The 23563-nt window shown below is 42.4% G+C and carries 23 protein-coding genes and 1 pseudogene; 13 read left to right on the top strand and 11 right to left on the bottom strand.

The features are described 5' to 3' along the window. The 7 genes and pseudogenes from RM347_RS27785 to RM347_RS27755 form a co-directional block, all read left to right on the top strand. Positions 1-216, top strand: a pseudogene (locus RM347_RS27785) (RNA-guided endonuclease TnpB family protein); the annotation flags it as partial. A 170-nt stretch (positions 217-386) separates the two neighbouring features. Next, positions 387-707 carry a 2Fe-2S iron-sulfur cluster-binding protein gene (locus RM347_RS27780; protein WP_099103835.1) on the top strand — a complete coding sequence of 107 codons (321 nt, stop codon included), beginning with the start codon at positions 387-389 and terminating at the stop codon, positions 705-707. Positions 708-854: 147 nt separating this feature from the next. After that, entirely contained in the window at positions 855-1034 is a 180-nt protein-coding gene (locus RM347_RS27775; protein WP_322719121.1) for a hypothetical protein, read from the top strand. A 111-nt stretch (positions 1035-1145) separates the two neighbouring features. Continuing rightward, a complete protein-coding gene (locus RM347_RS27770; RefSeq protein WP_322719120.1) occupies positions 1146-2768 on the top strand; it encodes a glycosyltransferase family 39 protein in 1623 nt (540 codons plus the stop codon). Positions 2769-2968: 200 nt separating this feature from the next. Further along, positions 2969-4039, top strand: a complete 1071-nt coding sequence (locus RM347_RS27765; RefSeq protein ID WP_322719119.1) for a DUF3326 domain-containing protein — start codon at positions 2969-2971, stop codon at positions 4037-4039. A gap of 85 nt (positions 4040-4124) precedes the next feature. Then, the gene (locus tag RM347_RS27760; protein WP_322719118.1) at positions 4125-4727 is read left to right on the top strand and encodes a CPBP family intramembrane glutamic endopeptidase; all 603 of its coding nucleotides are present in this window, start codon (positions 4125-4127) and stop codon (positions 4725-4727) included. A gap of 397 nt (positions 4728-5124) precedes the next feature. After that, complete coding sequence (locus tag RM347_RS27755; protein WP_322719117.1) at positions 5125-5745, top strand: CP12 domain-containing protein; 621 nt, start codon at positions 5125-5127, stop codon at positions 5743-5745. A 131-nt stretch (positions 5746-5876) separates the two neighbouring features. Here the strand turns inward: RM347_RS27755 and RM347_RS27750 are convergent, their stop codons facing one another. The 7 genes from RM347_RS27750 to RM347_RS27720 all read right to left on the bottom strand — a co-directional run bounded on the left by RM347_RS27750 (position 5877) and on the right by RM347_RS27720 (position 13462). Beyond that, positions 5877-6992 (bottom strand): LptF/LptG family permease, encoded by a 1116-nt coding sequence (locus RM347_RS27750; RefSeq protein ID WP_322719116.1) that lies wholly within the window; start codon positions 6990-6992, stop codon positions 5877-5879. Positions 6993-7326: 334 nt separating this feature from the next. Next, complete coding sequence (gene lptB, locus RM347_RS27745; protein ID WP_322719115.1) at positions 7327-8055, bottom strand: LPS export ABC transporter ATP-binding protein; 729 nt, start codon at positions 8053-8055, stop codon at positions 7327-7329. A 30-nt stretch (positions 8056-8085) separates the two neighbouring features. After that, complete coding sequence (locus RM347_RS27740) at positions 8086-8583, bottom strand: LptA/OstA family protein (RefSeq protein WP_322719114.1); 498 nt, start codon at positions 8581-8583, stop codon at positions 8086-8088. Between the two features lie 121 nt (positions 8584-8704). Continuing rightward, entirely contained in the window at positions 8705-10285 is a 1581-nt protein-coding gene (locus RM347_RS27735) for a group II intron reverse transcriptase/maturase (RefSeq protein ID WP_322719113.1), read from the bottom strand. 925 nt (positions 10286-11210) lie between these two features. Next, a complete protein-coding gene (locus tag RM347_RS27730; RefSeq protein WP_322719112.1) occupies positions 11211-11603 on the bottom strand; it encodes a DUF309 domain-containing protein in 393 nt (130 codons plus the stop codon). Further along, a complete protein-coding gene (locus tag RM347_RS27725) occupies positions 11600-11965 on the bottom strand; it encodes a ferredoxin thioredoxin reductase catalytic beta subunit (RefSeq protein ID WP_041565931.1) in 366 nt (121 codons plus the stop codon). The genes RM347_RS27730 and RM347_RS27725 overlap by 4 nt, the downstream gene beginning before the upstream one ends. Before the next feature lie 336 nt (positions 11966-12301). Continuing rightward, complete coding sequence (locus tag RM347_RS27720; RefSeq protein WP_322719111.1) at positions 12302-13462, bottom strand: DUF58 domain-containing protein; 1161 nt, start codon at positions 13460-13462, stop codon at positions 12302-12304. Positions 13463-13692: 230 nt separating this feature from the next. On the opposite strand from RM347_RS27720, the gene RM347_RS27715 reads away from it, so the two are divergent. Continuing rightward, the gene (locus RM347_RS27715; RefSeq protein ID WP_322719110.1) at positions 13693-14136 is read left to right on the top strand and encodes a DUF29 domain-containing protein; all 444 of its coding nucleotides are present in this window, start codon (positions 13693-13695) and stop codon (positions 14134-14136) included. 301 nt (positions 14137-14437) lie between these two features. On the opposite strand, the gene RM347_RS27710 is transcribed toward RM347_RS27715, so the two are convergent. From RM347_RS27710 to RM347_RS27700, 3 genes are all read right to left on the bottom strand, one after another. Further along, positions 14438-16273 (bottom strand): caspase family protein, encoded by a 1836-nt coding sequence (locus RM347_RS27710; RefSeq protein ID WP_322719109.1) that lies wholly within the window; start codon positions 16271-16273, stop codon positions 14438-14440. Positions 16274-16283: 10 nt separating this feature from the next. Beyond that, positions 16284-16658 (bottom strand): hypothetical protein, encoded by a 375-nt coding sequence (locus RM347_RS27705; RefSeq protein WP_322719108.1) that lies wholly within the window; start codon positions 16656-16658, stop codon positions 16284-16286. Between the two features lie 213 nt (positions 16659-16871). Further along, on the bottom strand, positions 16872-17744 hold the full coding sequence (locus tag RM347_RS27700) for an S-methyl-5'-thioadenosine phosphorylase (RefSeq protein WP_322719107.1): 873 nt from the start codon (positions 17742-17744) through the stop codon (positions 16872-16874). A gap of 397 nt (positions 17745-18141) precedes the next feature. Between RM347_RS27700 and RM347_RS27695 the strand changes: the two genes are divergently transcribed. Beyond that, positions 18142-19269 (top strand): metallophosphoesterase family protein, encoded by a 1128-nt coding sequence (locus RM347_RS27695; RefSeq protein WP_322719106.1) that lies wholly within the window; start codon positions 18142-18144, stop codon positions 19267-19269. Positions 19270-19301: 32 nt separating this feature from the next. On the opposite strand, the gene RM347_RS27690 is transcribed toward RM347_RS27695, so the two are convergent. Then, entirely contained in the window at positions 19302-20534 is a 1233-nt protein-coding gene (locus tag RM347_RS27690) for an FIST signal transduction protein (RefSeq protein ID WP_322719105.1), read from the bottom strand. A gap of 374 nt (positions 20535-20908) precedes the next feature. On the opposite strand from RM347_RS27690, the gene RM347_RS27685 reads away from it, so the two are divergent. The 4 genes from RM347_RS27685 to RM347_RS27670 all read left to right on the top strand — a co-directional run bounded on the left by RM347_RS27685 (position 20909) and on the right by RM347_RS27670 (position 23471). Next, the gene (locus tag RM347_RS27685) at positions 20909-21154 is read left to right on the top strand and encodes a Calvin cycle protein CP12 (RefSeq protein ID WP_322719104.1); all 246 of its coding nucleotides are present in this window, start codon (positions 20909-20911) and stop codon (positions 21152-21154) included. Between the two features lie 1155 nt (positions 21155-22309). Further along, positions 22310-22906: a DUF3177 family protein gene (locus RM347_RS27680; RefSeq protein ID WP_322719103.1), complete on the top strand. Its 597-nt coding sequence runs from the start codon at positions 22310-22312 to the stop codon at positions 22904-22906. Positions 22907-22942: 36 nt separating this feature from the next. Then, positions 22943-23239: a hypothetical protein gene (locus RM347_RS27675; protein ID WP_322719102.1), complete on the top strand. Its 297-nt coding sequence runs from the start codon at positions 22943-22945 to the stop codon at positions 23237-23239. Between the two features lie 124 nt (positions 23240-23363). Beyond that, positions 23364-23471, top strand: coding sequence for a DUF6888 family protein (locus RM347_RS27670; RefSeq protein WP_416211906.1), 108 nt, complete (start codon positions 23364-23366; stop codon positions 23469-23471). Positions 23472-23563 lie beyond the last annotated feature (92 nt).

The following is a 23563-nucleotide window of genomic DNA, read 5'->3' as shown; positions in this document are numbered from 1 at the left end:
GGTGAAATTGTTAAGAAAACACTATCTACTCGAACCCACGTTTGTAGGTGCGGTTGTGTGATGGCTCGTGATGAAAATGCAGCTAGAAATATCCTTAGTCGAGGATTGGGTACGGTAGGGCATATCGGAACCTCTGCGCTAGACGTAGGCAACGCTTGCGGAGATGAAACCTCTACTCTTGTTGGTGCAAACCTGCAAGAGCAAGTTATGTCTTAGATTCAAGAATCCCCGTCGATTTATCGCGGGGAGTGTCAAGCTACGCTAACGCAATTCGCAATTCAATACGGTTGAGTTAGGGTTAAAAATTTTTATAGTAACATCTGGATATTTTTAACTAATTCAGATAAACTAATAAATTTGTCCGTTGCATCACGCTTCTTTTGTATATGCCCAAAACTTACACCGTAGAAATTGATCACCAAGGCAAAATTCATACCTTGCAAGTTCCTGAAAATGAAACGATCTTATCAGTTGCCGATGCTGCTGGTTTGGAACTGCCGAGTTCTTGTAATGCAGGTGTCTGCACAACTTGCGCCGGTCAAATAAGCCAGGGAACTGTGGATCAAACTGATGGTATGGGCGTTAGTCCAGATTTGCAAAAGCAAGGTTACGTATTGCTTTGTATTGCCAAACCCCTTTCTGATTTGAAAATTCAGACAGAAAAAGAAGATGTACTTTATCAGTTACAATTTGGCAAAGGCAAATAATCAGCGAACAGTTATCAGTATATCGGATGATTATTCATAACTGAATAACTGTTCACGGAGATTACCAAATCTGATAAATTACACAAGTATTTCATCTGCGATGAAATCAGCTATTCTAGAAACTACAAATCAACAGGATTTACCAAAATGACAACTCATTTTATTACCGCAGAAATTGATTTACAAGAAACTCCCGCAGAGTTACTAGAAGTAATTGAAACAGAGTTGAAGAAACAAGGCGAACCTCTGCGTTGGGCAATTACTTCTGTAGATGCTGACGAACAAAAAGCTACAGTTGAAGCTGTGGTGACTACAGTCAAGAGTTAAGAGCCATTAAATTATAAATTTTGGATTTTGGATTGAAGGAAAAATCCAAAATCCAATAGTCAATAACATGACTTGATTTGTAATTGATTGAGCATAAAAGAGGAGGTTTCCTTGCGTTTTTTCCTCGTTATTGTGCTACTGTTGGGCATATTTTTCCGTTTTACTCACCTTGAGTATAAGGTGTACTGGTATGATGATGCCATAACATCTCTGCGAGCTTCTGGTTATACCGAAGAAGAAGTTGTTCAACACTTTTCCGGAAAGTCAATAGTTAGTGTAAAGGAACTTCAGCGATATCAGCATCCTGATGGAACAAGAAGCGTTATTGATGTAGTGGAAAGCCTAGCCAAGGAAGATCCGCAGCATCCACCACTATACTACGGTTTGGCAAATTTTTGGTTCCAGAGTATTGGTAGTTCAGTAGCATTAGCTAGGTTATTACCTGCACTCCTTAGTCTGCTAGTATTCCCATGCACTTATTGGCTGTGTCAAGAGCTATTTGTTGAAACAGGCATTTTCGCTTCAAAGTTGCCTACATGGTTAACGATAGGACTAATTGCGATCTCGCCATTTCATGTGCTTTACGCTCAGGAATCGAGACAATACAGCCTATGGATTGTAACTACTTTACTTTCAACCGCAGCTTTACTGTGGGCAATACGAATAAAAACTAGAATTAGTTGGGGTATTTATACACTTACTCTAGTAATAAACCTTTATACGTTTCTTTTGGCTGGATTGGTGGCGATCGCTCATGGTCTTTATGTCATGATTATCTATAGGTTTCGCCATCAAAATATTCTCAAAAATTACCTTGTAGCATCTCTGCTAGGCTTTATGATTTTTCTTCCTTGGGTTTGGGTTGCGATGGTTAATCAATCTCAAGCCAAGAAAGGCCTTAATTGGACATTCATTCACAGCCTTAATATCTTAGAACTTAAAGATATCTGGATTCAACACCTTGGTCGGATCTTTTTTGATATTAATCAAGAACCTTGGGATTTTTATGTGCATCGAGTGTTGTTAGTCTTGATTGTATATGCTTTTTATTGCCTCTGTCGTCAAACACCCATATCAGTTTGGTTATTGATTATTCTGCTGGCTGGCGTTACCACACTGCCTTTAATGGTGCCAGATTTGATTTTCGGAGGAATGCGCTCCGTACAAGCACGATACATAATTCCTAGTTTATTAGCAGTGCAACTAGCTATTGCTTACTTGCTAGGAATAAATTTAGCTAATTCTTCGTTAAGATATTGGCATCAAAAATTTTGGCAATTACTCTTAGTTATCCTAGTTTCGGGAAGTATCTTGTCCTGTGCTGTCAGTTCTCAAGCGACAGTTTGGTATAACAAAAATCATAATGGCGAAAATATTGCTATTGGAAAAATTATTAATCAGACAACTTATCCTCTTTTAATTAGCGATGCAGCAGTGGGTCATCTTTTATCTTTAAGCTATTCACTTAACCCAAATGTACATATTCTCCTTCAACCTCACTGCGCTACCTGTCCAATTCAACCTTCTAGTATATTTAAAGTTTACCTGCCACCAGTAAAAGAATTAGAGCGCTTTAGCGATGTTTTTTTATACCGCTATAGTCCTAGAAAGGAATGGCTTAAGGAATTAGCAAAACAGCAAAATTATAAATTTGAACCTATTGTATTTGGATTTGCTAAATTCGCAAAAGACCGACCAGCGCTTTGGAGAGTTACTTCTATTTTAAAAAACTAGAGGAGCAAAGCTAGCTATATTGCAAAGGGCTGAAAACTGAACTTTATATAGAACTCGTCTCCAAACCCTTCCCCTTACACGAGGAGAAGCTTAAGAAGCTCCATTTTAGGCGCAAAAAAGTACGATTTTTACCAGTTTTGAGTATAGATAAAGGATGGATATCAAGTAAGCTATCAAGCACAGGGAATAACTAACTCGATATGCAACGTCCATACACTGCGATTTTAATTGTACCAACTGGCGTTGGGGCTGCCATTGGGGGTTATGCAGGAGATGCTTTACCTGTTGCCAAAGTTATAGCACAGGTTTGCGATCGCCTAATTACTCATCCCAATGTCCTTAATGGCGCAAGTTTATATTGGAATCTCCCAAACGCTTTCTATGTTGAAGGTTATGGACTTGACAAATTCGCCTCTGGATGCTGGGGTTTACGTCCAGTTCGCACTAACAAAGTAGGTTTGCTTTTAGACCAAGCCATTGAGCCAGAGTTAAGACTACGACATATACAAGCAGCCGATGCAGCCAGAGCAACTCTGGGATTGACTTTAACAGATTATGTAATTACTGATGCACCATTAAATGTAGAATTACGGACTACAGCATCGGGGGCTAGTTGGGGAACAATTGGCAACCCGGATAGCTTGTTACGAGCAGCTGAGATATTAATTAAAAAAGCGGGGGCAGAAGCGATCGCAGTTGTTGCCCGTTTCCCCGATGATATGGATGAAGAAGCAGTACAAAAATATCGCCAGGGTGAAGGCGTCGATTCTCTAGCGGGTGCAGAAGCCGTAATTAGCCATTTGCTAGTGCGAACCTTTCAAATTCCTTGCGCCCATTCTCCCGCCCTTTTGAGCGAACCTCCACAACCTGATTTATCTCCCCGTTCGGCCGCCGAAGAATTAGGCTATACCTTTTTGCCGTGCGTCCTTGTAGGATTAAGTCGTGCCCCACAATTTATAGTAGATAAGGGGTTAAGCATATATAGCCAAGAAGATATTTGGGTAGATGAAGTGGATGCTGCGATCGTACCTGCAACTGCTTGTGGCAGCAGCGCCTTACTGAGTTTAAGCCAAAAACAATGCCAAATAATTACAGTAGAAGAAAATAAAACTCTGATAAAAGTTCCTCCCCAACCGTTGGGGATCAAATCTATACAGGTAAACTCATATTTAGAAGCAGTGGGTGTATTAGCAGCACACAAAGCAGGCATCGATCCCTCCGCTCTCCGTCCCAAATTATTACCTTTGCAGTCAGTAGCCAGTAGCCATTAGTCAAGAGTTAGAAATTCTTCCCCTGCTCTCCCTGCTCTCCCTGCACCCTGCACCCTGTCCCCTGCCCCTCTCCCCTTAAAAACCCGTGATTGAACAACAAAAGCAAGAGCCAGAAATTCCATACCTGACGCGCATCCAAGTACTTGGGGCGATGGGAGCGACTGCAATCATTTTGTTGATAGTCGCCAAACTTTCGTTATACTTTGGCAACTTTTCCCTATTTTCTTGGGACTTGAACCAAAGAGAATTGCTGTTAGGCGTAGGGTTAGGTTTCCTCATCACCGCCTTAAGTGGCTTAACTTATCGCCTTTGGACTGCCTATCGCAAAAGTGCAGACTATTACTTAGAAGTGATACTAAAGCCTTTAGCTTTACCAGACTTAATTTGGCTGGGGTTACTACCGGGGTTGAGTGAAGAATTATTATTTAGAGGTGTGATGTTGCCAGCTTTAGGCTCTGATCTTACGGCTGTAATTGTATCCAGTCTTTGCTTTGGCATCTTGCATCTTAGCGGTTCCCAACAATGGCCTTATGTGATTTGGGCAACAATTGTCGGGATGATATTTGCATATAGTGCCCTGCTTACGGGCAACTTATTAGTGCCGATTGTCGCTCACATTATTACCAATTGGATTTCTAGCTATTTCTGGAAAATGTGGCAATTGAAAAATAAAAAATCTTTAATTTAGTGGGGGTCTTTTAGAGCTTTTAAATAATAATCAAACAAGAGCAGGACTTCTGCACAATTATCATTATTCAGAATATTTTGAGTATTTTAACTGATTGACAAAAGGCGAGACAAAATATAACGCGAAGAGGATTCTCCTTGTTATCACCTCCCCTTCCCGGTCAATTCCCATTCATCATTTGCTAATTAACTGAATGTTATCGCAATTTATGCTTAGTTTTTAGGCATTGGTCACATTGGATAACATCAGGAGTTGACAACTGGTCTAATTTATTGTTGTAGCTGGACAAAAGTTCAACTTTTTTTACTTTCTAGTTAGCAAACTGTGCGCTGCAATGCTTCGATACGTCCATAAGGGCGCTGTGCTGCACCGGACTATTAACCAGGAGACTACAACAATGATGAAAGCTGAAGATATCATGACCAAAGACGTAGTTACCATTCGCGGTTCGGCAACAGTTGCTGAAGCGGTGGGGCTGATGAAAGATAAAGGGTTGCGGGCGCTGGTTGTGGATCGCCGCTATGACAATGATGCTTATGGCATTGTCACAGAAACGGATATTGTCTATAAGATAACAGCCTACGGTAAAGACCCAAAGCAAGTGCGAGTTTATGAAATTATGAGCAAGCCCTGCATTGTGGTCAATCCTGATTTGGGTGTGGAATATGTAGCGCGGTTATTTGCTAACACTGGTATTCATCGAGCACCTGTGATTCAAGGCAAGCTGTTGGGTATCATCTCGATCACCGACATTTTGACCAAAAGCGACTTTGTGGAAGCGCCAAAAGCGCTACTGCTGGAGGAGAGAATTCAAAAAGCAATTGAGCAGGCTCGTGCTATTTGCACTGAACAAGGTGCTTATTCTAAAGCCTGTGCAGTTGCCTGGGATGAGGTAGAAGAACTCCAGGCAGAAGCAGCTCATCAGAAATCTGAGGGTATGGTATCAGCCAAAGTCTCTTTTGAAGAATACTGCAAGGAAAATCCAGATGCACCAGAATGTCGAAATTATCACCCGTAATTGAGGTGGGGGGATGAAGAGGAAAGAGGCAGGGAGCAGGGAGCAGAGGGGGAAGAGGTAATTTTTTATTCTCTCTCTTGCCCTCTCCTTCTTCATTTCCCCCTATTCCTCCTGCCCCCTGCTTTCTCAATTTATCGTTTGGCAACTCGTATCAATAAGAATAGACCTATTCCCAAAAAAAGAAAGTTGGGCAACCAAGCCCCCATAAAGGGAGAGAGGACACCTGCTTGTGCGATCGCACCACTAATAAAGAAAATTAAGTAGTACGAAAAAATTACTACGACACTAATCCCAAAGCTTGTGCCTCTCCCCGTCCGCTGGGGTATGCTTCCCATCGCTGCGCCTACTAAACCAAAAACGACACATACAAAGGGCAAGGAGATTTTTTGTTGAATCCGTACTTCGAGTTTACGAATTTTTTGGCGATCGCCACCAAGAAGTTCTACTTGTAGTTGATCTAGGGCTTCAGAAATATTCATCTCACCATAGTCCCGGCTTTTTTCTGCCAGACTTAATGGGGTGCGGGGTAATTGCAGCTGTTGTTGTTCAAATCTGACGATGTTGCGATAGGAGCGATCGGCAGCGACAAAATAAATTGTACCGTTATAAAAATCCCAGACATTTTGAGAAGCATTCCACTGGGCAGATTCGGATACCACAATTTGATTCAGACCTTTTGTTGAGCGATCTATAATCGTCAATCCTGTCATCCGCTTACCATCAAACTGGTCGGCGTAAAACAAGCGTGTCAATATCCTATTCTTAGAGCCATCCGGCTGGACAACATCCTGGTATTCAGGATAGAAAATATTTTGCTGTTTAAAAGTTGGCTTGTCTGATTTCAGGGCTTTTTCCAGAGTCATCGCCGCTTGATAATTGGCTGCTGGTGCAATTTGTTCGTTAAACACAAACGTCATTCCTGTAACCACAAGACTCAACATCACAGCAGTTAGCACCATGCGATAAACACTCACCCCACAACCACGCAGGGCAATTAGTTCGCTCTCGCTAGAAAGACGACTGTAGGTCATCAAAGTAGCCAGCAGCGTAGACATGGGAAAGGCTAAAACGATAAAGTTGGGAAACTTTAACAAAAAAACTTGAATAGCAATATCTATGGGTAGCCCAGATTCTACAATTTTTCTGACGAGGTCAAATACAGCATCAATGGTGACGCCAATTGATGAAAAAGCTCCGACACCAAAGAAAAACGGCGCTAACAATTCGCTGCCAAGGTAGCGATCCATGATCGTAAAAGGCAGCAGCGAATGGAGACTGTAGAAAGACGTGAGCTTCTTTGATATCATAAGCAACTTGAAAAGTTAAATATTGGCAACCCTGGTGAAGCAAAGTATAGAGCAGGAGGCAGGAGTAAAACAGTCTTTATATCTGGTTTTGAAGTCTAGGTTTTGTACCTCACTTAATATTGCAAACTGCTGTATCTATTGTATTTAGTATCAAACTTAAATTCTCAATAGCTAAGAAACCAGAATCAAATGAATTAATAAATATAAATAAATTTATGCTTAAAAATGAAATATAAAAATAGCCAGTGAAATTATTAACTAAATAATTGTTAATTTAGACTTGAAAGTTATCCCCCAAATAATATTGCCGCACGAGGGGGTTGCTGTAGAGTTCGTCAGCAGCACCAAAAGCGAGGATTTGTCCCTCACGCATGATGTAAGCGCGATCGGTGATCGCCAGGGTTTCGCGGACATTATGATCTGTAATTAAGATTCCCATACCGCGATCGCGTAATTGTGCGACAATTTGCTGAATTTCTGAGACTGCGATCGGATCAACTCCAGCAAATGGTTCATCCAAAAGTAAAAATTTTGGCCCTTCTTGTCCAGCAGCTAAAGACCTTGCTAATTCCGTCCGCCGTCGCTCACCACCAGAAAGTTGAATTCCTTTGCTATTAGCTAATTTTTCCAACCGAAACTCCCGCAGTAAAGTTTTGAGTCGTCTTGACCACTCCCATCGTGGCACATTAGTTTGCTCTAGTACCAACAGAATATTATCCTCTACCGAGAGTTGGCGAAAAATACTTGGTTCTTGTGCTAGATAACCAATACCCAGTCGCGCTCTTTTGTGCATTGGCATTCCCGTAACGTCCAGATTACCCAGCCAAACTTTTCCTTGATTGGGCTTTTCTAGACCTGTGGCAATGTAAAAGGTCGTCGTTTTACCAGCTCCATTAGGGCCTAGTAAACCAACGACTTCGCCCTGAGCAACAGAAAGGTTGACACGATTGACAATTACTCGCTTGCCGTAAGATTTGTGAATATTCTCTAAAACGATTTTCACCCTGGAGGCACCCTTTCTTGGAGGTAAATGCTAATTAGAACGCTTGAATGCTGGTGTCTGTGGAGCAGGTGTCGCAGATTGTCCATTATTATCTGATTCTTCCACCATGTAGATGGATTCTACCTGACGGTTGGATTGGGGTAAGGCAACAAATCGCCCTTCATCAATTAAATAGGTTACCTTCTCTGCCCGGATACTGTTACCGCCCTGTTGCAAAATATAGACATTACCAGTGAAATCAATTCGACGTTCTTTACTAAAGTACTGTGCTTGAGCAGATGTTGCTTGAAGCTGGCGAGAAGGATACAACATTTGCACATTACCGCGAGCGGTAATTACTTGACTCTTGGCGTCATATTCTTGCACATCAGCACGGATAGTCAAAGGGCGATTTCCTCCAGATGTTTGTGCAGTAGCGGTTTGCATCTGGGTAGGGAATGCAAAACCGCCCAAGAGTGCAGCTGGCAGCATTAAAGCTAATCCAAAGCGACGCATCTGTGATAAAGGCAATTGATAGCAGGGCATCATAGCAGTTTGGGATTCAGGATTGAAGCTTGTATTCTGGTTGAGTCGATGGCGGGTATTATCCCGCGCACCTCTCAATTAAATCTGGGCGTGCGACTTTCACCGCACCCAGCTTCCGATGTTCTTACTTTGTGGTTTTGCTCATGTGCAAATAATCGTGGCAACTCTCATGAATTGCTTCTAGATTATTCTTTTTCCAGTTGGCGTGATTTCCGTCGATGTGGTGCAAATGTACCTTTTCTTCATCGATGAATTTTAGACCACAGGAGGCACATTTATGGTTTTGCTTCTTGAGAGCTTTAGAGGTTTCGCCGTCATAGAGTTTACTGTTACGTTCGCTCCAGTAGGCTGTATCTCCGTCATAGGGGGATTTGGTTCCTTTAACCATGACGTGTTTGTTTTCGGAGTAGGAAACTTTTGGGAATGCTTTGTCTAGTAATTTCTTGCTAGAGTAGCGGTTTTGATTGGTTTCCTTGTTGAATACCGTGTAAGCTTTTGTTTCGATGTGGTATAACGAGTTTTTCGACCCGTTCATCTTGCAGAACTTATGGTAATTTCTCCAACCTCTGACTACCGGGGCTAATTTCTCAGCCTTTGTGGTAGCACCATAATTCGAGTTGTTAACGATGGCTTTTACTTTCTTACGAAATGCTTTGAAGTTGTCCACTGAGGGAGTGCTTTTAAACTTTCCGTTATTCTGGACTTTGAAGTACCAGCCGAGGAAATTGAATCCATCTGTCGTGGCGGTAATTTTGGTTTTCTTTTGGCTTACATTCATTCCGCGTTTGCGGAGAAACTCGCTGATTCTTTCAAGTATCTTTATCGCATCATCTTCAGGTCGGAGTATAATAACCATATCATCCGCGTATCGGACTGATGGTTGGACAATACTTATTTCTGGAGTGTTGTCTGTGATACGTTTGCCAAGTTTGTAATTGGCGTGGTATCTATGTATACTCTCAATTCCATTGAGTGCAATATTTGCTAATAATGGACTAACCACTCCTCCTTGTGGAGTTCCTTGTTCAGGAAATTCTGGGTTGACTCCTGCTTTAAGGCATCGGAATATTCCGAGTTTTAAGCCTTTGGGGGCAATGAGTTCGTCCATTATTGCTGAGTGGTTAATCCTATCGAAGCACTTTTCAATATCGAGTTCGATTACTCGTTTTTCTATTCCATTGCTTTGGAAGCAGAGGTTGTTGAAGATGTAAATTTGTGCATCGTGGGCAGAGCGCCCAGTTCTAAACCCGTAACTTCTAGCGTGGAAAGTAGCTTCGTGTGCTGGTTCAAGTGCATATTTTGCAAGGCATTGCCAAGCTCTATCCGCGATGGTAGGTATCTTAAGCATTCTGGTAGTCCCGTCCTTTTTTGGGATGGGGATTTCTCTTAGTCCTTGATGCTTCCAATTTCCACTATTCATTTTTAGTAATTCTTCAAGGTTGAAGCGTTCTTCAAATGAGAGGGATTTCTTACCATCAATACCAGCCGTCTTTTTACCAGCGTTTAGCTGAGATACAAGTCTAATTGCAAGAAATCGAGCCGAGGTAGATTTTAGAATAAGCTTTTGGAGTAACCTAGCTTTCCGCTTGTCTCCAACTTGAACAGCTTTATACACGCGCTTTTGAAGGCGGAAAAGGTTACGGCGGAATTTCTTCCACGGTAAAACTCTCCAAGATTCACTAGTTTTATAACTGTGTCTAATCATTTTCTCTTCTCTGGTTTGTGTATTCTGAACACCTCGCAACAATTACGTTGCGTCCTACCCGAATTGTGGGAGTTCATCTACTCGTCTAGTCTACTTGGGGTTCGACTGCCCCTAGACCCACAATTCGTTTTTATTCGTTCCCTCGGAGAGATTGATTGTTCCGTTAGATGTAGTCAATTCGACCATTGGATTCCCTAGACTCTTACCGATATCATGATCCAATTCGGCGGGATTAATCTCCAATGAAGTCAGGGTTTTGGTTGTTACGCCCTGCTTCCCGATAAGTCGCTTTTCTAGACTCTGTTTCATCATAGGAACTCCCTGTTAGCGCCAGTGTCAACCCGTAACGGTTGTCTGATTGCGCCCTGTTCCCAGCTTCACTCTACAAGAACCGAGCTTGTTCGGTGTGGGCAGATAAGGAGTCAATTCTGAGTCTGAATGGTAGGACTTTCACCTACATCTGACCGAGAGTTCAACCTGTTTCCAGATTTCTGGGTTGAGGTTGGATTAGTTATGTACGGATTTTCACCGTGATTCACTAATCAACGAATCGCACAATTATCTCAAGTACTTTATCCAGATATGAAATATACAATCTGGAGTGATTTAGGATAACTACTGGCTGAAATAGTGACGCTACACCTAACCTCAAGGTTTCAGGTAATTGGGACGAAATGCACTACAGCTTAACTTATTTGAACTCGAAACTCCAATCTGAAAATTTGGAATGCCGAAATCTACCCTCAAACATCCAAGCTCAAAATGCAGTTATTCAAAAAATTAGGTATTCTGCCGAATAATATTGCAGCTACTTTCCCAGCTTCAGCTCATCACTAGGTAAGGTATGGGGGAAAAGAGGTATAGAGCAGGTGCAGAGGGAAAGTTTTCCCCCAAGCACTAATCCAAATCACCTGAGTAAATTTTACTAATCAGTAGTTAGCACAATTCTAGGCAAAGATAAGACTTGATTTTTACCCAAGTCTCCAGATGTAATCTTATCTGGCCCCATTTGTTGTAATGTCGTCAACAACACTGCACTCTCACTCAATAGCTCATCTACATCAATGCCACCGTAACTAGATGGGTAACGGCGTAGGCGATTGCTGCCTTCTCCCAATAGAATTACTGCACCTCGCCAGTTACGATTCTCCAAATGATAAAGTGCCACAGCAATTTGGAGAATTCCTTGATAAAAGGTTTTTTCCGGTTCGCCAGCTTCAATCCACAAAGCCTCTAAAGTGTCATGACAAGCGTAGAACTGACCAGAATTGAACTGTTCTACGCCTTGCCAAAACTCTTGGGGCATGATTTCGCTCATCCCATGCTGTCTCGTACTTCTTTAATTGTTTCGAGAGAGATGTCTTGTTTTTCTCCAGCAAACTCGTTGTCAGGGGTGAGGAACAACATGCAATGGCACTCTTTGCGTTCTCTCATTGGCACACAAGGACAGTTCCAATATGTGGCGTGAACCTCAGCCTCTTTATCTTCGTAATGGCGACAGGGACATAAAGGGGCACCTAGTTCGTCTTTATGTTTGGCTAGTCCTTCAATCACAACTGCGGTAACAGAAGGTTCAGAACAGAAGTATGTTCCAGTACGCTTGGCGTATTGTTCGGAAAAATGCCGCATTGCCTCTAGGCTTTTATCGCTGGATTTTGTGTTATGTTCTGATGTGATCATGTCGCTCATAATTTAAATATTTCTTTGCATTGTACCTCAGCCTCATGTGGGGATTACTGGGTGTATTTCCCCAACCTTACCTGCTCAAGTTGTTTTACTTTTGCTCAAAGGCTGATGTATCTGGTGTGCTGGGATCAGAAAAAATCTCAGAACTCGCAAAAGCTTAACTTGCGTGGGGAGTGGGAACTGGGGAAGAGGCAGGGGGCAGGGGAAGCAGAGGAGCAGGGGAGGCAGTGCGGTCTTCTCTACGAGACGCTGCGCGATGGGGTTTCCCCAAGTAGAGCAACTGCCGTGGAGCAGGGGAAGAATTTCTAACTCTTGACTAATTCCTGCAATTTATAAACGTAATGTTTTTTGCAGTTGGGGTTGTAGTGCGCGATCGCTTTGCAAAATTATACCAGAATGATCCCAATTGATTACCTGTTGTTCTGCTGGTGAGGAAATATTTTGCCACAAAACCCAGCGACTGCCTTGAGGAAGAGTAGCAAGGCTCAGGGGGTTTTGAGTTAGCCAAATCAAGGGATAGCTTTTAGGAACTACTGAACTGGCATCTTCTAGGGCTGTAGTTGCTGCTAAGGTTTCTAGAACGAAGCGATTGCCTTTAATTAAACTTGTTGATGCTGTCCATAGTTGCACCTGTAATTGCTCTTGTTGTGCATAAAAATACAGTGAAGCTGCGGTAATTACTGCTTGCTCAAAGTTTTCTTCTTCCCAATTGCTAGCACTGTCAAGGGCAATAACTATTTCTTGTCCACCTGTAACCATTTCTAACTCCCGGACTCTTAATTCGCCATAACGGGCGCTGGTCCGCCAGTGAATCAGACGAGTAGGATCTCCGATGCGGTAGGGACGGAGCGATCGCACCAGCCCCGCTGTCGCTGTCTGCAAGGGTTTACCACGAGGATCGCCCCTTTTGCTCTCTTCTTGCCCCATTTCGTCTACTAAGGGGCAGGTAGCCAAAGGTAACACTGTGGGATAAACGATCGCTGTAGCAGCACAATCACGCTGTCGGCGACACCAAAACAATCCTAAAGGCGCACCAGAACCCAGTTCGACTGTGTGCCAGCGATAAACGCCCCGGCGCTGGGTAGGGTGGTAATATACCCAACGGTAACTACCTTGGCTAGGAATTGTCTCGATTGCCTTTTGTACTGGTTTACCTAAGACGAAGGGCAGTATATCCTCGACTTGCAATAAAGTTACAGGCTGCTGTGTCTGATTGCGGATTTCTAACTCCACCCTCAGATCATCACCTGCTGACACAGGTTGCATGGGACGGCGGGTGATGGATAGATTTGTGAGCGATCGCGGCGGTAAGATGGCTGCTACACCCAAAAGGGCAAAACTGATACCGCTAATTGCGTACAGCCAACCAGCCATCGTATTGATACCAGCTCCAAAAAAACAAATAGCGGTTGCTGCTAGTACCCAACCGCCATAAGCAGGGGCACTGGCGCGGGTTTCTAACCAGTTGGTGATGGGTTTGATGATTTTCATGTTTCTTTTTTAACCCAACACACCCGAAATTCACAGTGTCTCAGGGGTTCGCCAAAAAAGTCATAATAGTAGTATTTATGAAGCGTCAAGCAATTTGAAGCGTGCGTGGTTCAGGAGGCGATCGCACTATGTATTATTAAGATATCAAATGGAGGGGAAGATTTTTTGATGCAGTTAGTCAGTTAGGAAATATATGATTAAGTTATGGAATGTAGGTAGAAGGTAAAAATATGACAATTACTACTAACTTAAAGCAACTGTATGAAACCGATGAGAATTTATGGTTAGAAGAAACTATTGAATTATTAAAACAAAAACAGTTTAACCAACTTGATTTAGAAAACTTAATTGAGGAATTAATCAGTTTGGGAAAAAGAGATTTAGCTAAAGCTAAAAGTCTTTTAAGGCAAATTATTATTCATATATTGTTACTCCAATATTGGCAGGTAGAATATGAAAGAAACTATCGTCATTGGATTGGAGAAGTAAAAACCTTTAGATATGACTTAAAGAATCATTTAACGACAAATTTAATAAACAAGTTACAGGATGATTTAGAGAATATTTATCAAAGTGCGGTTGATTTTGTGAAAATTAAAACCGATTTAACTATTTTTCTAGAAAAGTGTCCTTACACTCTTGTACAATTATTAGATGAAAATTATTTACCTTAGATATATCAGTCTTATCTGATTTTTGTGGAATTAAAGCAGTACTGAGAGATGATCGCACTGTAAATCTATGCTTTGGCGATCGCAATTTTACAAATAGTTACGAGAATTGCCTGTTTCAATCGTCTTCATTTTTAACAAAATGCTTACAACATGGTGGTTGGCTAATAGTGCAAGGTGCTCGGCTGGTTGGTCAACCTCATTTGATAGGGTAACGATGATTTGGGCACTTATGGTTTTACTCAAATCTTTCCTGCTATACGTACTCTACGAGTATAACGATGGCGATCACACTTTTTATTTACTACTCAGCAGAAAGTCCTCTAGCAAAGGCTCCACTAAAAGCAGAATCTATAATAATGATTTGCCTTCTTGCTTTACTACTCTGCATAGCTTCGTGTATAAAACTTGCTGAAACCGCTGTTGCTTTTATAAGATCACCTCGTGAGTTTTTCCGGGTAATTCGAGTTGTAAAGTAAAAATTTCCATTGGAATCCTTAACTCCAAGACCTGCAAAATATAGAAGAAGTAAATTACCTCTATCAGCTTCCGAGAAGAGAATTTCGATTGCCTCTTGCATTTGAGTGGGTTCTGGATCGATTAGCGTTTGAACATCTTCAAAATCTCCCTTAGCTGAGTGCTGTAAGACCCTTGCCAAAGCTGCAACATCATCTTTGCCACAATGGGATGGTAAGTTCCAATCATTTCCATGTTCATATTTACTAACTCCAATTAACAGAGCAATTTTGCCAGTTACCTTAGTTTTGCTCGTTTTCTTAGGAGATTTAGCTACTAAAATTCTAAAGCCCTCTTTAATTGGAAAGAATTTAGGAGTCATAGCCGGAAAAGCTTCGGTGATTTTGTTAGCAGCATACTCATGCAACTCATCAACTGAAATCCAGCCATCATTGTCCAAATCTGCTTCTCCCGTTTCAATACCTTCAATTAAGCGACGAGTATAAGGAAGTAAATTTGAATCTTTTTCGACAAAGTTGTATTGAATTGAAGAGGTAGAAGTTAAAATAACACGACCCTCTCTACCAAGAGTAGTCTTTAGTTCTACAGCCTTTGTAAAGGCAAGTACCCGTTGTTCAATTGAAGCAACGTCTTCATCTTGAAGTCCTAAAGATTTCTGGTAATCCTTTAAATCTTTAGAAGCGTCTTCATTAAAGGGATATTCAATCCCTACAGCCTCAATTAATGCTTGCTCATACTCCCTTAGATTGCGTTCATATTCTCTATATGGCTGTAGTACTTCATTTTCTATAGCAGTAGCTTCTTCAATAGATAGTCCCCATTCAATCCGTTTTCGATCCAATATCTTACGCGCAAAGATAGAAAATTTGCCCTGGCCTGCGCGGCTTTCAGCTTCTTTACGATACTTCAATTTAGGATCATCTTTAGGAGATTTCGCTAGAAAAATCTTATATCCTTCTTCCGTGGGATAAAACTTAGGTGTCATTGCTGGCGCAGTCTCACGCACCTTAGCACTAGCATACTCATGCAATTCATCAACTGAAATCCAACCGTCTTCATCCTGATCGGCAGCACCTTTCTCAATGCCTTCAATCAGGTATCGAGTGTAGATCGAAGTTTCAGCTCCTTGTCCAAAAGAATATTCAGTTGTACTCGAAGAAGTCAGAATTGCTCGTCCTTTACCACCCAACTGCTCCTGAAGATTGACAGCACCATCGTCTTTCACAGTCATGCCTTGGGCAATGGCTCCGCTAAAGCAACAATCCAAAATAACGACCTGTCGCTGCGATCGGCTTTCGTTGATGCTTTCATGCAGAAACGCGGTAGCTACGGCTGACGGTTTGACTAGTCTGCTACTACTGTCCTTACGGGTGCTACGAGTCGCTAAGTAAAGTTTGCCACTCTCATCTTTGATACCATGACCAGAGAAGTAAAGCAGCAGCAGGTCATCTTTTTTGCGATCGCTAAAGAGCCGATAGATTGCATCTTCCATCTCTTGCCGCTGCGGATTTTTCAGCAATGTGATGTCTGCCTCGGCAAAGTCTCCCATTTCCGGATGTGCCAAAACGCGTTGCATAGCATCCACATCTTTAACCGATCCAGGTAAAGGATTCAGCCCAGGCTCATATTCACTTATGCCAATCAGTAACGCTACCTTTGCCATGTTTTTCTGTCTATGCTGCAATAAAATCTTGGGCTGCTTTGATGGCGGCTTCTAGTTCTTCCCGACTGTGGGCTTTTACTGTCAGCTTCTTGCCGTTAGCTTCCACAGACAGTTCAATCGGTTTACCACCGAGGCGATCGCCCAGAAATCCCATCAACTTTTTCGCATTGGCTGTATTTACCTCAGCCATTAACAAACCCACCAGAAACCCGCCTAATGCTTTGTTGCCTTCTGGTGGGCTGGGATCAAGAACACGACCAACTGCGTCTACCTCGTCAATTTGCTTGAGTTCAGTAATTAGCCGTTGAACCTGTTCGTCCCTTTCTTCCGCGTCCAAGTCAGGGTCATTGAAGGCGATGATAAGCTTAATGCTATTTGCGGTCATACTACACTGATTAGGGTTTGGTCAGTTTTTTGTTCTAACTACTGACAATTATCCCAGTTATATCAGTAAAAACCTCATGCCTTAATTCACAGAACGAACAGTTGTACAAATCTTCACAGATGTTATCTTATGATGGTGCGGCACTGATAGCGAGCGTTAGCGAGTCGTCGAGCGTTACAGCCCGTCGTAGACATCGCTCATTCATCACCAATACTACAAATACTTCTGCAACAATAACCCTAACTTTTTCTTCGTCGCCGCTGGTGCTTTATCCAACTGAGTCAAAATCGCATACTGCAACGCCGAATGCGCTTCACTCGGTGGTGGATTTTCACTCAACCGCCGCACAGTTTCTTGAATAACCTTTTGAGCATTCACAGCATTCCGCAGCAAATTGCCAATCACCAATTCCACTGTCACACTGTCATGATCTGGATGCCAACAATCGTAATCTGTCACCAGCGCTAAGGTTGCATAGGCAATTTCCGCTTCCCTTGCCAACTTCGCCTCTGGTAAATTCGTCATGCCAATGATTGTTGCACCCCAACTGCGGTAAAGATTCGATTCTGCCTTAGTAGAAAAAGCTGGCCCTTCCATGCACACATAAGTGCCGCCGCGATGGAGAGTAACTTCTGGTAAATTTAGAGATGCGATCGCATCTGCCAACACAATAGCCAAATTCTTACAAATCGGGTCGCCAAAGGCAATATGAGCAACAATTCCCTCACCAAAAAACGTTGAAATTCGATTTTTTGTCCGATCGATAAACTGATCTGGCACCACCATATCCAGTGGTTTTGCTTCTGCTTTCAAGGAACCCACAGCACTAGCTGAGATTAAATACTCCACACCCAATTGCTTCATCGCATAGATATTAGCGCGAAACGGTAACTCAGAGGGTAAAAGCGTGTGATGGCGACCATGACGCGCCAAAAAAGCTACTCGTGTATCATCCAAAGTCCCTAGAATCAAAGCATCAGATGGTGAACCAAAAGGAGTATCGACTCGCAGCTCTTCGACATCTTTGAGCGCGTCCATTTTGTACAGACCGCTACCACCAATAATCCCAATACTAGCTTGAGCCATGATTCTGAACCTGTTCCTTACCGATCTGCTAAGTTATTTTATCGAAAAGGGGAGTAGCAGAAAACAAAGTGGTATCTACGATGAGCTACGCGATCGCATTTCGTGCCGCTAACACTATTGAATTATTACCCATTAATTGTTTGTTTACGTGCAGAGAGAAGTCATCACCCAGTTCTTCGAGCATTGATTACTAATTCTTCGCAATTAAATTTCCGATAATTCTTGGATATTAATGCTTATCATTAGCCCTTAAGTCAATTGTCACCATAGTGTATAATCGATGCTTCATGTATACAAATGTTAAGTAGACGCACTCCTGAGCAGGGAGAGAAAGTAAGGGTTATACTTTTGGGAAAAGGCTTATTTTAACCACTGCTTTTAACATTTTCATAAATCAATGACTCTCAATTTTCGCTTTGCGGTAGTCAGCGACTTACACCTGGCACTTCCCCACACAATCTGGGATCATCCCAGTCGGTTTCATCTGGTGGAAGTCAGTATCTCGGCATTTAAAAGTGTACTAGAACATTTAACACAACTTGATTTAGATTTCTTGTTGTTGCCAGGAGATTTAACCCAGCACGGCGAACCAGAGAACCACGCCTGGTTGCAACAATGTTTAGCCCAGCTACCTTTTCCCGTCTATGTTGTTCCTGGTAATCATGACGTTCCTGTGTTGTTGGCTGATCAGCAATCAATTGCTTTTGCAGATTTTCCCTACTATTACACAAAGTTTGGCTATGACGATCCACAGCAGATTTACTACATTCGTCAGTTGCTACCTGGAGTTAAGCTGATTGGACTGAATTCTAACTCCTTTAATGACCAGGGGGAGCAAGTGGGTTGTTTGGATGCCAAACAGCTACGGTGGCTAGAAGAGATGCTGGCGGCATCTGGTGATGACTTAGTTTTGGTGATGGTGCATCATAATGTGGTGGAGCATTTGCCCAATCAATCGAGTCATCCATTGGCAAATCGGTACATGTTGGCGAATTCAGCAGAACTGTTGCACCTGCTGAGGCGCTACGGAGTCAAGCTAGTGTTTACGGGGCATTTGCACGTTCAGGATATTGCTTACTCAGATGGAGTATATGATATTACCACTGGTTCTTTAGTGAGCTATCCTCACCCTTATCGGGTGCTAGAGTTTCATCGGGATAACCAAGGTAAAGAATCGTTGCAAATTTTATCCCATCGCGTAGAGTCAGTACCTGAGTTCCCCGACTTGCAACAGTCATCGCGGCAGTGGATGGGCGATCGCTCTTTCCCCTTCCTAATCAAGCTACTAACTCACTCTCCATTAAACTTACCCTTATCGCAGGCAAAAAAATTAGCTCCTAGTTTGCGAGACTTCTGGGCAACTATTGCCGATGGAGATGCAGTGTTAGATTACCCTCATTTCCCCCTAGAAGTACGGCGCTACATTGAGACATATAGTGCATCACAGCCCAACCCAAGCATCCCAACTAGTGGAACCTTGACTCTGATTGATAATAACAGCACACTTTTGCTGGATAAGAGTTAAAAGTTAGGACGTGATTTAACACTCAGCATTCATCACTGATTTTGGCGACAAATTCCAAATGCTGAAGTGTAGGCGTGTAAGAAGGTTCTGCCACCAACAGGGCCGATTTCACCGCCGCAGAAAAAGCCACCTACAGGAATATCGTTGAGATACCGCCGAAATAGTTCAGAATCGAAATTAGGTTTACCGTACAGTCCTTCACCTCGTCCCAGACAGGCAAACATTAAGGCAGCTACAGCAGAGGGTTCAGATTCTCGTTGGTGTTGATAACTTTGGAGGAGTAATTCTAGGTCTTCAGCAGAGGCTTGGGCATCGCGGAGGTGGAATTGCAGCCTTTGACCAGGACGGACACGATCGCCAATTGCGATCGCCCCAGCAGTTGGATCGACCCCAAGAATACCACGAATTAAAAAGTCTCCTTGCTGCAAAGCCAGCTTAAATTCATCCATTGCCACACCAACAAACAGAGAATGCTGTGCTAGAGTCCGTTCGTGTTCGCTGAGACTAGCAATCAAATCTCGCAACACCATCAGAGGTACTTGCTCATCTAACTCCAGAATAATATTGCGATCGGCTTTTGTGACTTGCAATGGTTTGCCAATCGGTCTACATCCTTGGGCTACAATCGTTTCCAAAACAATATTGCCAGTCAAAGCTATACCAACAGTCCCCTCACGATACAGACTTTGGTGTTCTTCACCGCAGGCATCATTACAAAATAGGGCAACACGACCACCCATACCCCCACCACTAGCCTGTCCCCCCACTATCACCGATCCTGGATAAGCAAAATCCAGCCCCTGCAACAAATCGTTGATTCCAGAGGCGAAAGAACTAGACAGCAAGATGAACTGGGGTGTTGGTGATGGCGGCACACCGATCAAATCAAGCCAAGCATCTGGTGGACTGTCCAAGTCTGGTAATTCTTCAGCAACAACATGAAATACTTGAATTTTGACCCCTGGAAGATGCGCCAAAGTCAGACTAATAGCTGGTTCAGCTTCCAGTTCTTGGATTTCTCCGCTACCTGTAGTCCCAATCACACCTCCACCACTACAACCAATTAGCACTGGCACAGAAAGTTTCTCAGCTAACAAAGGTAACAGTCGGGAATACTCACTCGTAAAAGCAGACGAAATGAATACCAGTCCTAGATCCGCAGGTGCTGTTAACGATGAGACAGCTCGTTCCACCACATCTGTAACAGCGGCTTCCAAAGAATGACGGGTTGATAGGGCGTTTGCCCACTGCATTTGGTCTGCCATGAGTTTTGAGCTTCTTTCTCTTTTTAGGCTAGTAGGTTTTGATTTTTTATTTTGGGAAAAATTGCATCTTACAAGAATTGACGCCAGCCCTTTGTCTCCTCCATCCCAAGAAGCTGGGGTTGTCATTCCCTAATACATTGCATCTAAATATATTGTATGATTATTTATCTATGGTACCGATTCCACAAAATCTTAAAAAATAAAGGTAAATGCATTATAGATGCGCTAATTTGTTGTATTGGTTATAAATCAATAGGCTAAAACACTAACTTATGATCAGCTAAATGGTTAGAATGGTTAGTAATCAAGCTAAAAACTGCCATTTCTGAAGTTTTTCTATACTAGTATTAACAACACACAACGAGACTAAAGCAATGACCAACATCCAAGAAACAGCAAAGAGCGACATCCAAGAAAAAATCCAAGAAGAAGTGGAACAAGCGCGTACTGTCTGTGATATTAACGGTAGCAACTCACCAGAGTGTGCAGCTGCTTGGGATGCAGTAGAAGAATTGCAAGCCGAAGCTTCCCACAAACGCCAAAGTAAGCCAAAAAACTCTCTAGAACAGTATTGTGATGACAACCCAGATGCAATTGAGTGCCGGGTTTATGACGACTAGAAATTGAGGCGAGTGAATTTTTGTCTTTTGCTTTGGTCAGCAAGCAACTAACGATTGACCAAAAAAGATGCGAAGAGTGGGGGATGGAGCAACGCCAAGAGTCGCCCCATCCCCCTTAATTCTTTCCTGATAAAAAATTCCTTATTTGAATCAAGAAGCTTCTCTCTTTGGGAGACGCGGCTCTAAACATGGGTTATCTGTGTGTTACCGTTCTCCATGTCTTCTAAATTACTTAGATGTAGCAGTTTTACGCCACCCCCCGTCTAAAACCCTGCTCTCCCTGTTTGATCATTTTCTCCAAAAGGTAGAAAATTGGTGAAATATCTGCCTTTAGAAATGTCTAAGAGTTAAACTTTGAAGATTTGTTTATCTTAAAAGGAAACCTTCACACCCAAAAAATCGGGATTACAAAACTTCACCTTGTAATATATTTTCTAAAAATGAAACAACAAATGAATTGCCTGTAGGGGCGTACAGATGTACGCCCCTACAAGTTTGTAAGTAAGTCGGTGGTAATATTTCCAGCTATGTTAAGGAATTTTAATGTAGGGTGTGTTGTCGCCAAGCGCCGCACCGTCAACAGTTCGACTTCGCTCACTGTTAACCCTGAGCGAAGCCGAAAGGTCAAAAATCCAAGGTGCGTATAAACTACGGCATAACACAACGCCCTTGCTACAACCCGCGAAACCCGCTCAACGCAGTGGCTCCCATACGGCTAATTTATATTTCTTCATATACATGGAATTTTTCTCGCCGACTTTACTTATCCCTCTTCCGTCACTTTGGGATAAAACCTTAATTTTTTGTTGGCTGAAACGATTCGTTAATTTTTCCAGGACTGATGGAAGAAGGTTAGTATAAATTTTGTGAAATCGTAAATGACTATGGGAATCATAACTAATTAGTACAGTATTGGGTCTAACTACTTAGCTTTGTGCTTTGATTAAACTATTATCAAGAAGAATTCATGCTGAATTCAGGAGTCAGAATTCAGCATGAATTGGAGTCCGACTGACTCCTGAATAAAAGAGTTTAATAGCCCTGCCTTATTAAGCGAACTACAATCAGGTAGTGGTATAAAACCCCACTTGATTAATTCTGACTCGTAACTTATTTCTTGGTAACTTATTTCTTGTTTATTGTTTGAGAAAAACTATGGACTATAATATTTGGTTTCGCCCTTTCGTCTGGATTGATTACCGACTGGCAGTATTATTCCTGGTAATTATTCCGCTAATTCTTCTGATTTGGGCATTTGTGCAAAAAGCGGAAGGCATACAACGCTTATTAACTATATACTGGCGAGTAGCAAGCCTAGTGGCAATCACGATTTACTTAATGATTGCCCAGTATCCAGTTAGTTTTATTTCTGGGTTGATGGCTCGGATTTTGATCCCGATTTCGCTGTGGTTTTGGGTGGATCTTAACGATGAAATTGAGTATCAAACCAGTAGCTCTTTGAAATTGATTTTCACCTCTTGGCGTTGGGCTACGACTGTTTATTGTATTTTGGGTACACTAGCTTTTATCCCTTTTTTGGGCTGTGCCTTTTCTGGCAATGTACTGAAGACTCCTTATTGTCGCGTCTGGTTCGAGGCTCCGTTGCTATTCAAAGAATATTTCCATGCTAATAGCAAGGCTGAGTTCTTAGGTTTTCTTGGTATAACTAGTTTAGTAATTTATGTGCTTTACTTAAGCTATTTTGTTCTGATTAAGTTGGGCAAGCAGGGACGTTCAGCCACACCACAGTAACTGCCACTCCGCCACCCTACCCCTACTCTTAAAAAAATGAATTCCATTGGCAAGCGACTGGAACAATACACTGCTAAACGCCCCCAAGAAGTCCTACTTGTAACGGTGGAAATTGCCGATGAGCAAGATACAATTGCGATTTTCAAAGGCTTTTCCAGTTCTTTGATGCGTCCCACGGCATTTGATGCAGATGTACCAGTTCTGCCGGATGGGGCAATTATCCTCAATATTGACCGAGTAGCCAGTCCTTATAATCCTGAAGCACCCCGTTACATTCAACAAGGAATTTCTTGGGAAGCTATGGAAGCTCTATTATCAGAAGTAGGTGTTTAGCTAATTACTAATTCGTAATTCGTAATTTTGGTGTAATTAAGTAAAGTAAAATGCCTACTGCTGCTCAAGTAGCAAGTTTGTATCGTATTAGCTATCAACTGACGTATATCATGCTTTATACCTCATTTGCGTTGATAATAGGACTCGTAATGTATACATCTTTGCTGGGTATGACGAAGAGATTGAATTCCAAATTTTACCCAACGGAGAGTTGTCTGATGAGCCGAATTAATTACGATTCAAGACGAAGGCTAACAGGGCGTTGCAGCCGAACGCCGAGAGGTTATTTGCTGCACCCTAAAGGTAGTAAGCTACAGTTGAGGT

The organism is Nostoc sp. ChiQUE02 (genome assembly GCF_034531305.2).
Classification (GTDB): domain Bacteria; phylum Cyanobacteriota; class Cyanobacteriia; order Cyanobacteriales; family Nostocaceae; genus Nostoc.
This window is presented reverse-complemented; position numbering and strand designations above follow the sequence as displayed.

Bases quoted from the DNA above. Each gene is read 5' to 3' on its own strand.
- RM347_RS27780 (WP_099103835.1), top strand. From the start codon at position 387: ATGCCCAAAACTTACACCGTAGAAATTGATCACCAAGGCAAAATTCAT.
- RM347_RS27775 (WP_322719121.1), top strand. From the start codon at position 855: ATGACAACTCATTTTATTACCGCAGAAATTGATTTACAAGAAACTCCC.
- RM347_RS27765 (WP_322719119.1), top strand. From the start codon at position 2,969: ATGCAACGTCCATACACTGCGATTTTAATTGTACCAACTGGCGTTGGG.
- RM347_RS27755 (WP_322719117.1), top strand. From the start codon at position 5,125: ATGATGAAAGCTGAAGATATCATGACCAAAGACGTAGTTACCATTCGC.
- RM347_RS27750 (WP_322719116.1), bottom strand. From the start codon at position 6,992: ATGGATCGCTACCTTGGCAGCGAATTGTTAGCGCCGTTTTTCTTTGGT.
- RM347_RS27740 (WP_322719114.1), bottom strand. From the start codon at position 8,583: ATGATGCCCTGCTATCAATTGCCTTTATCACAGATGCGTCGCTTTGGA.
- RM347_RS27735 (WP_322719113.1), bottom strand. From the start codon at position 10,285: ATGATTAGACACAGTTATAAAACTAGTGAATCTTGGAGAGTTTTACCG.
- RM347_RS27730 (WP_322719112.1), bottom strand. From the start codon at position 11,603: ATGAGCGAAATCATGCCCCAAGAGTTTTGGCAAGGCGTAGAACAGTTC.
- RM347_RS27725 (WP_041565931.1), bottom strand. From the start codon at position 11,965: ATGATCACATCAGAACATAACACAAAATCCAGCGATAAAAGCCTAGAG.
- RM347_RS27720 (WP_322719111.1), bottom strand. From the start codon at position 13,462: ATGAAAATCATCAAACCCATCACCAACTGGTTAGAAACCCGCGCCAGT.
- RM347_RS27715 (WP_322719110.1), top strand. From the start codon at position 13,693: ATGACAATTACTACTAACTTAAAGCAACTGTATGAAACCGATGAGAAT.
- RM347_RS27710 (WP_322719109.1), bottom strand. From the start codon at position 16,273: ATGGCAAAGGTAGCGTTACTGATTGGCATAAGTGAATATGAGCCTGGG.
- RM347_RS27705 (WP_322719108.1), bottom strand. From the start codon at position 16,658: ATGACCGCAAATAGCATTAAGCTTATCATCGCCTTCAATGACCCTGAC.
- RM347_RS27700 (WP_322719107.1), bottom strand. From the start codon at position 17,744: ATGGCTCAAGCTAGTATTGGGATTATTGGTGGTAGCGGTCTGTACAAA.
- RM347_RS27695 (WP_322719106.1), top strand. From the start codon at position 18,142: ATGACTCTCAATTTTCGCTTTGCGGTAGTCAGCGACTTACACCTGGCA.
- RM347_RS27690 (WP_322719105.1), bottom strand. From the start codon at position 20,534: ATGGCAGACCAAATGCAGTGGGCAAACGCCCTATCAACCCGTCATTCT.
- RM347_RS27685 (WP_322719104.1), top strand. From the start codon at position 20,909: ATGACCAACATCCAAGAAACAGCAAAGAGCGACATCCAAGAAAAAATC.
- RM347_RS27680 (WP_322719103.1), top strand. From the start codon at position 22,310: ATGGACTATAATATTTGGTTTCGCCCTTTCGTCTGGATTGATTACCGA.
- RM347_RS27675 (WP_322719102.1), top strand. From the start codon at position 22,943: ATGAATTCCATTGGCAAGCGACTGGAACAATACACTGCTAAACGCCCC.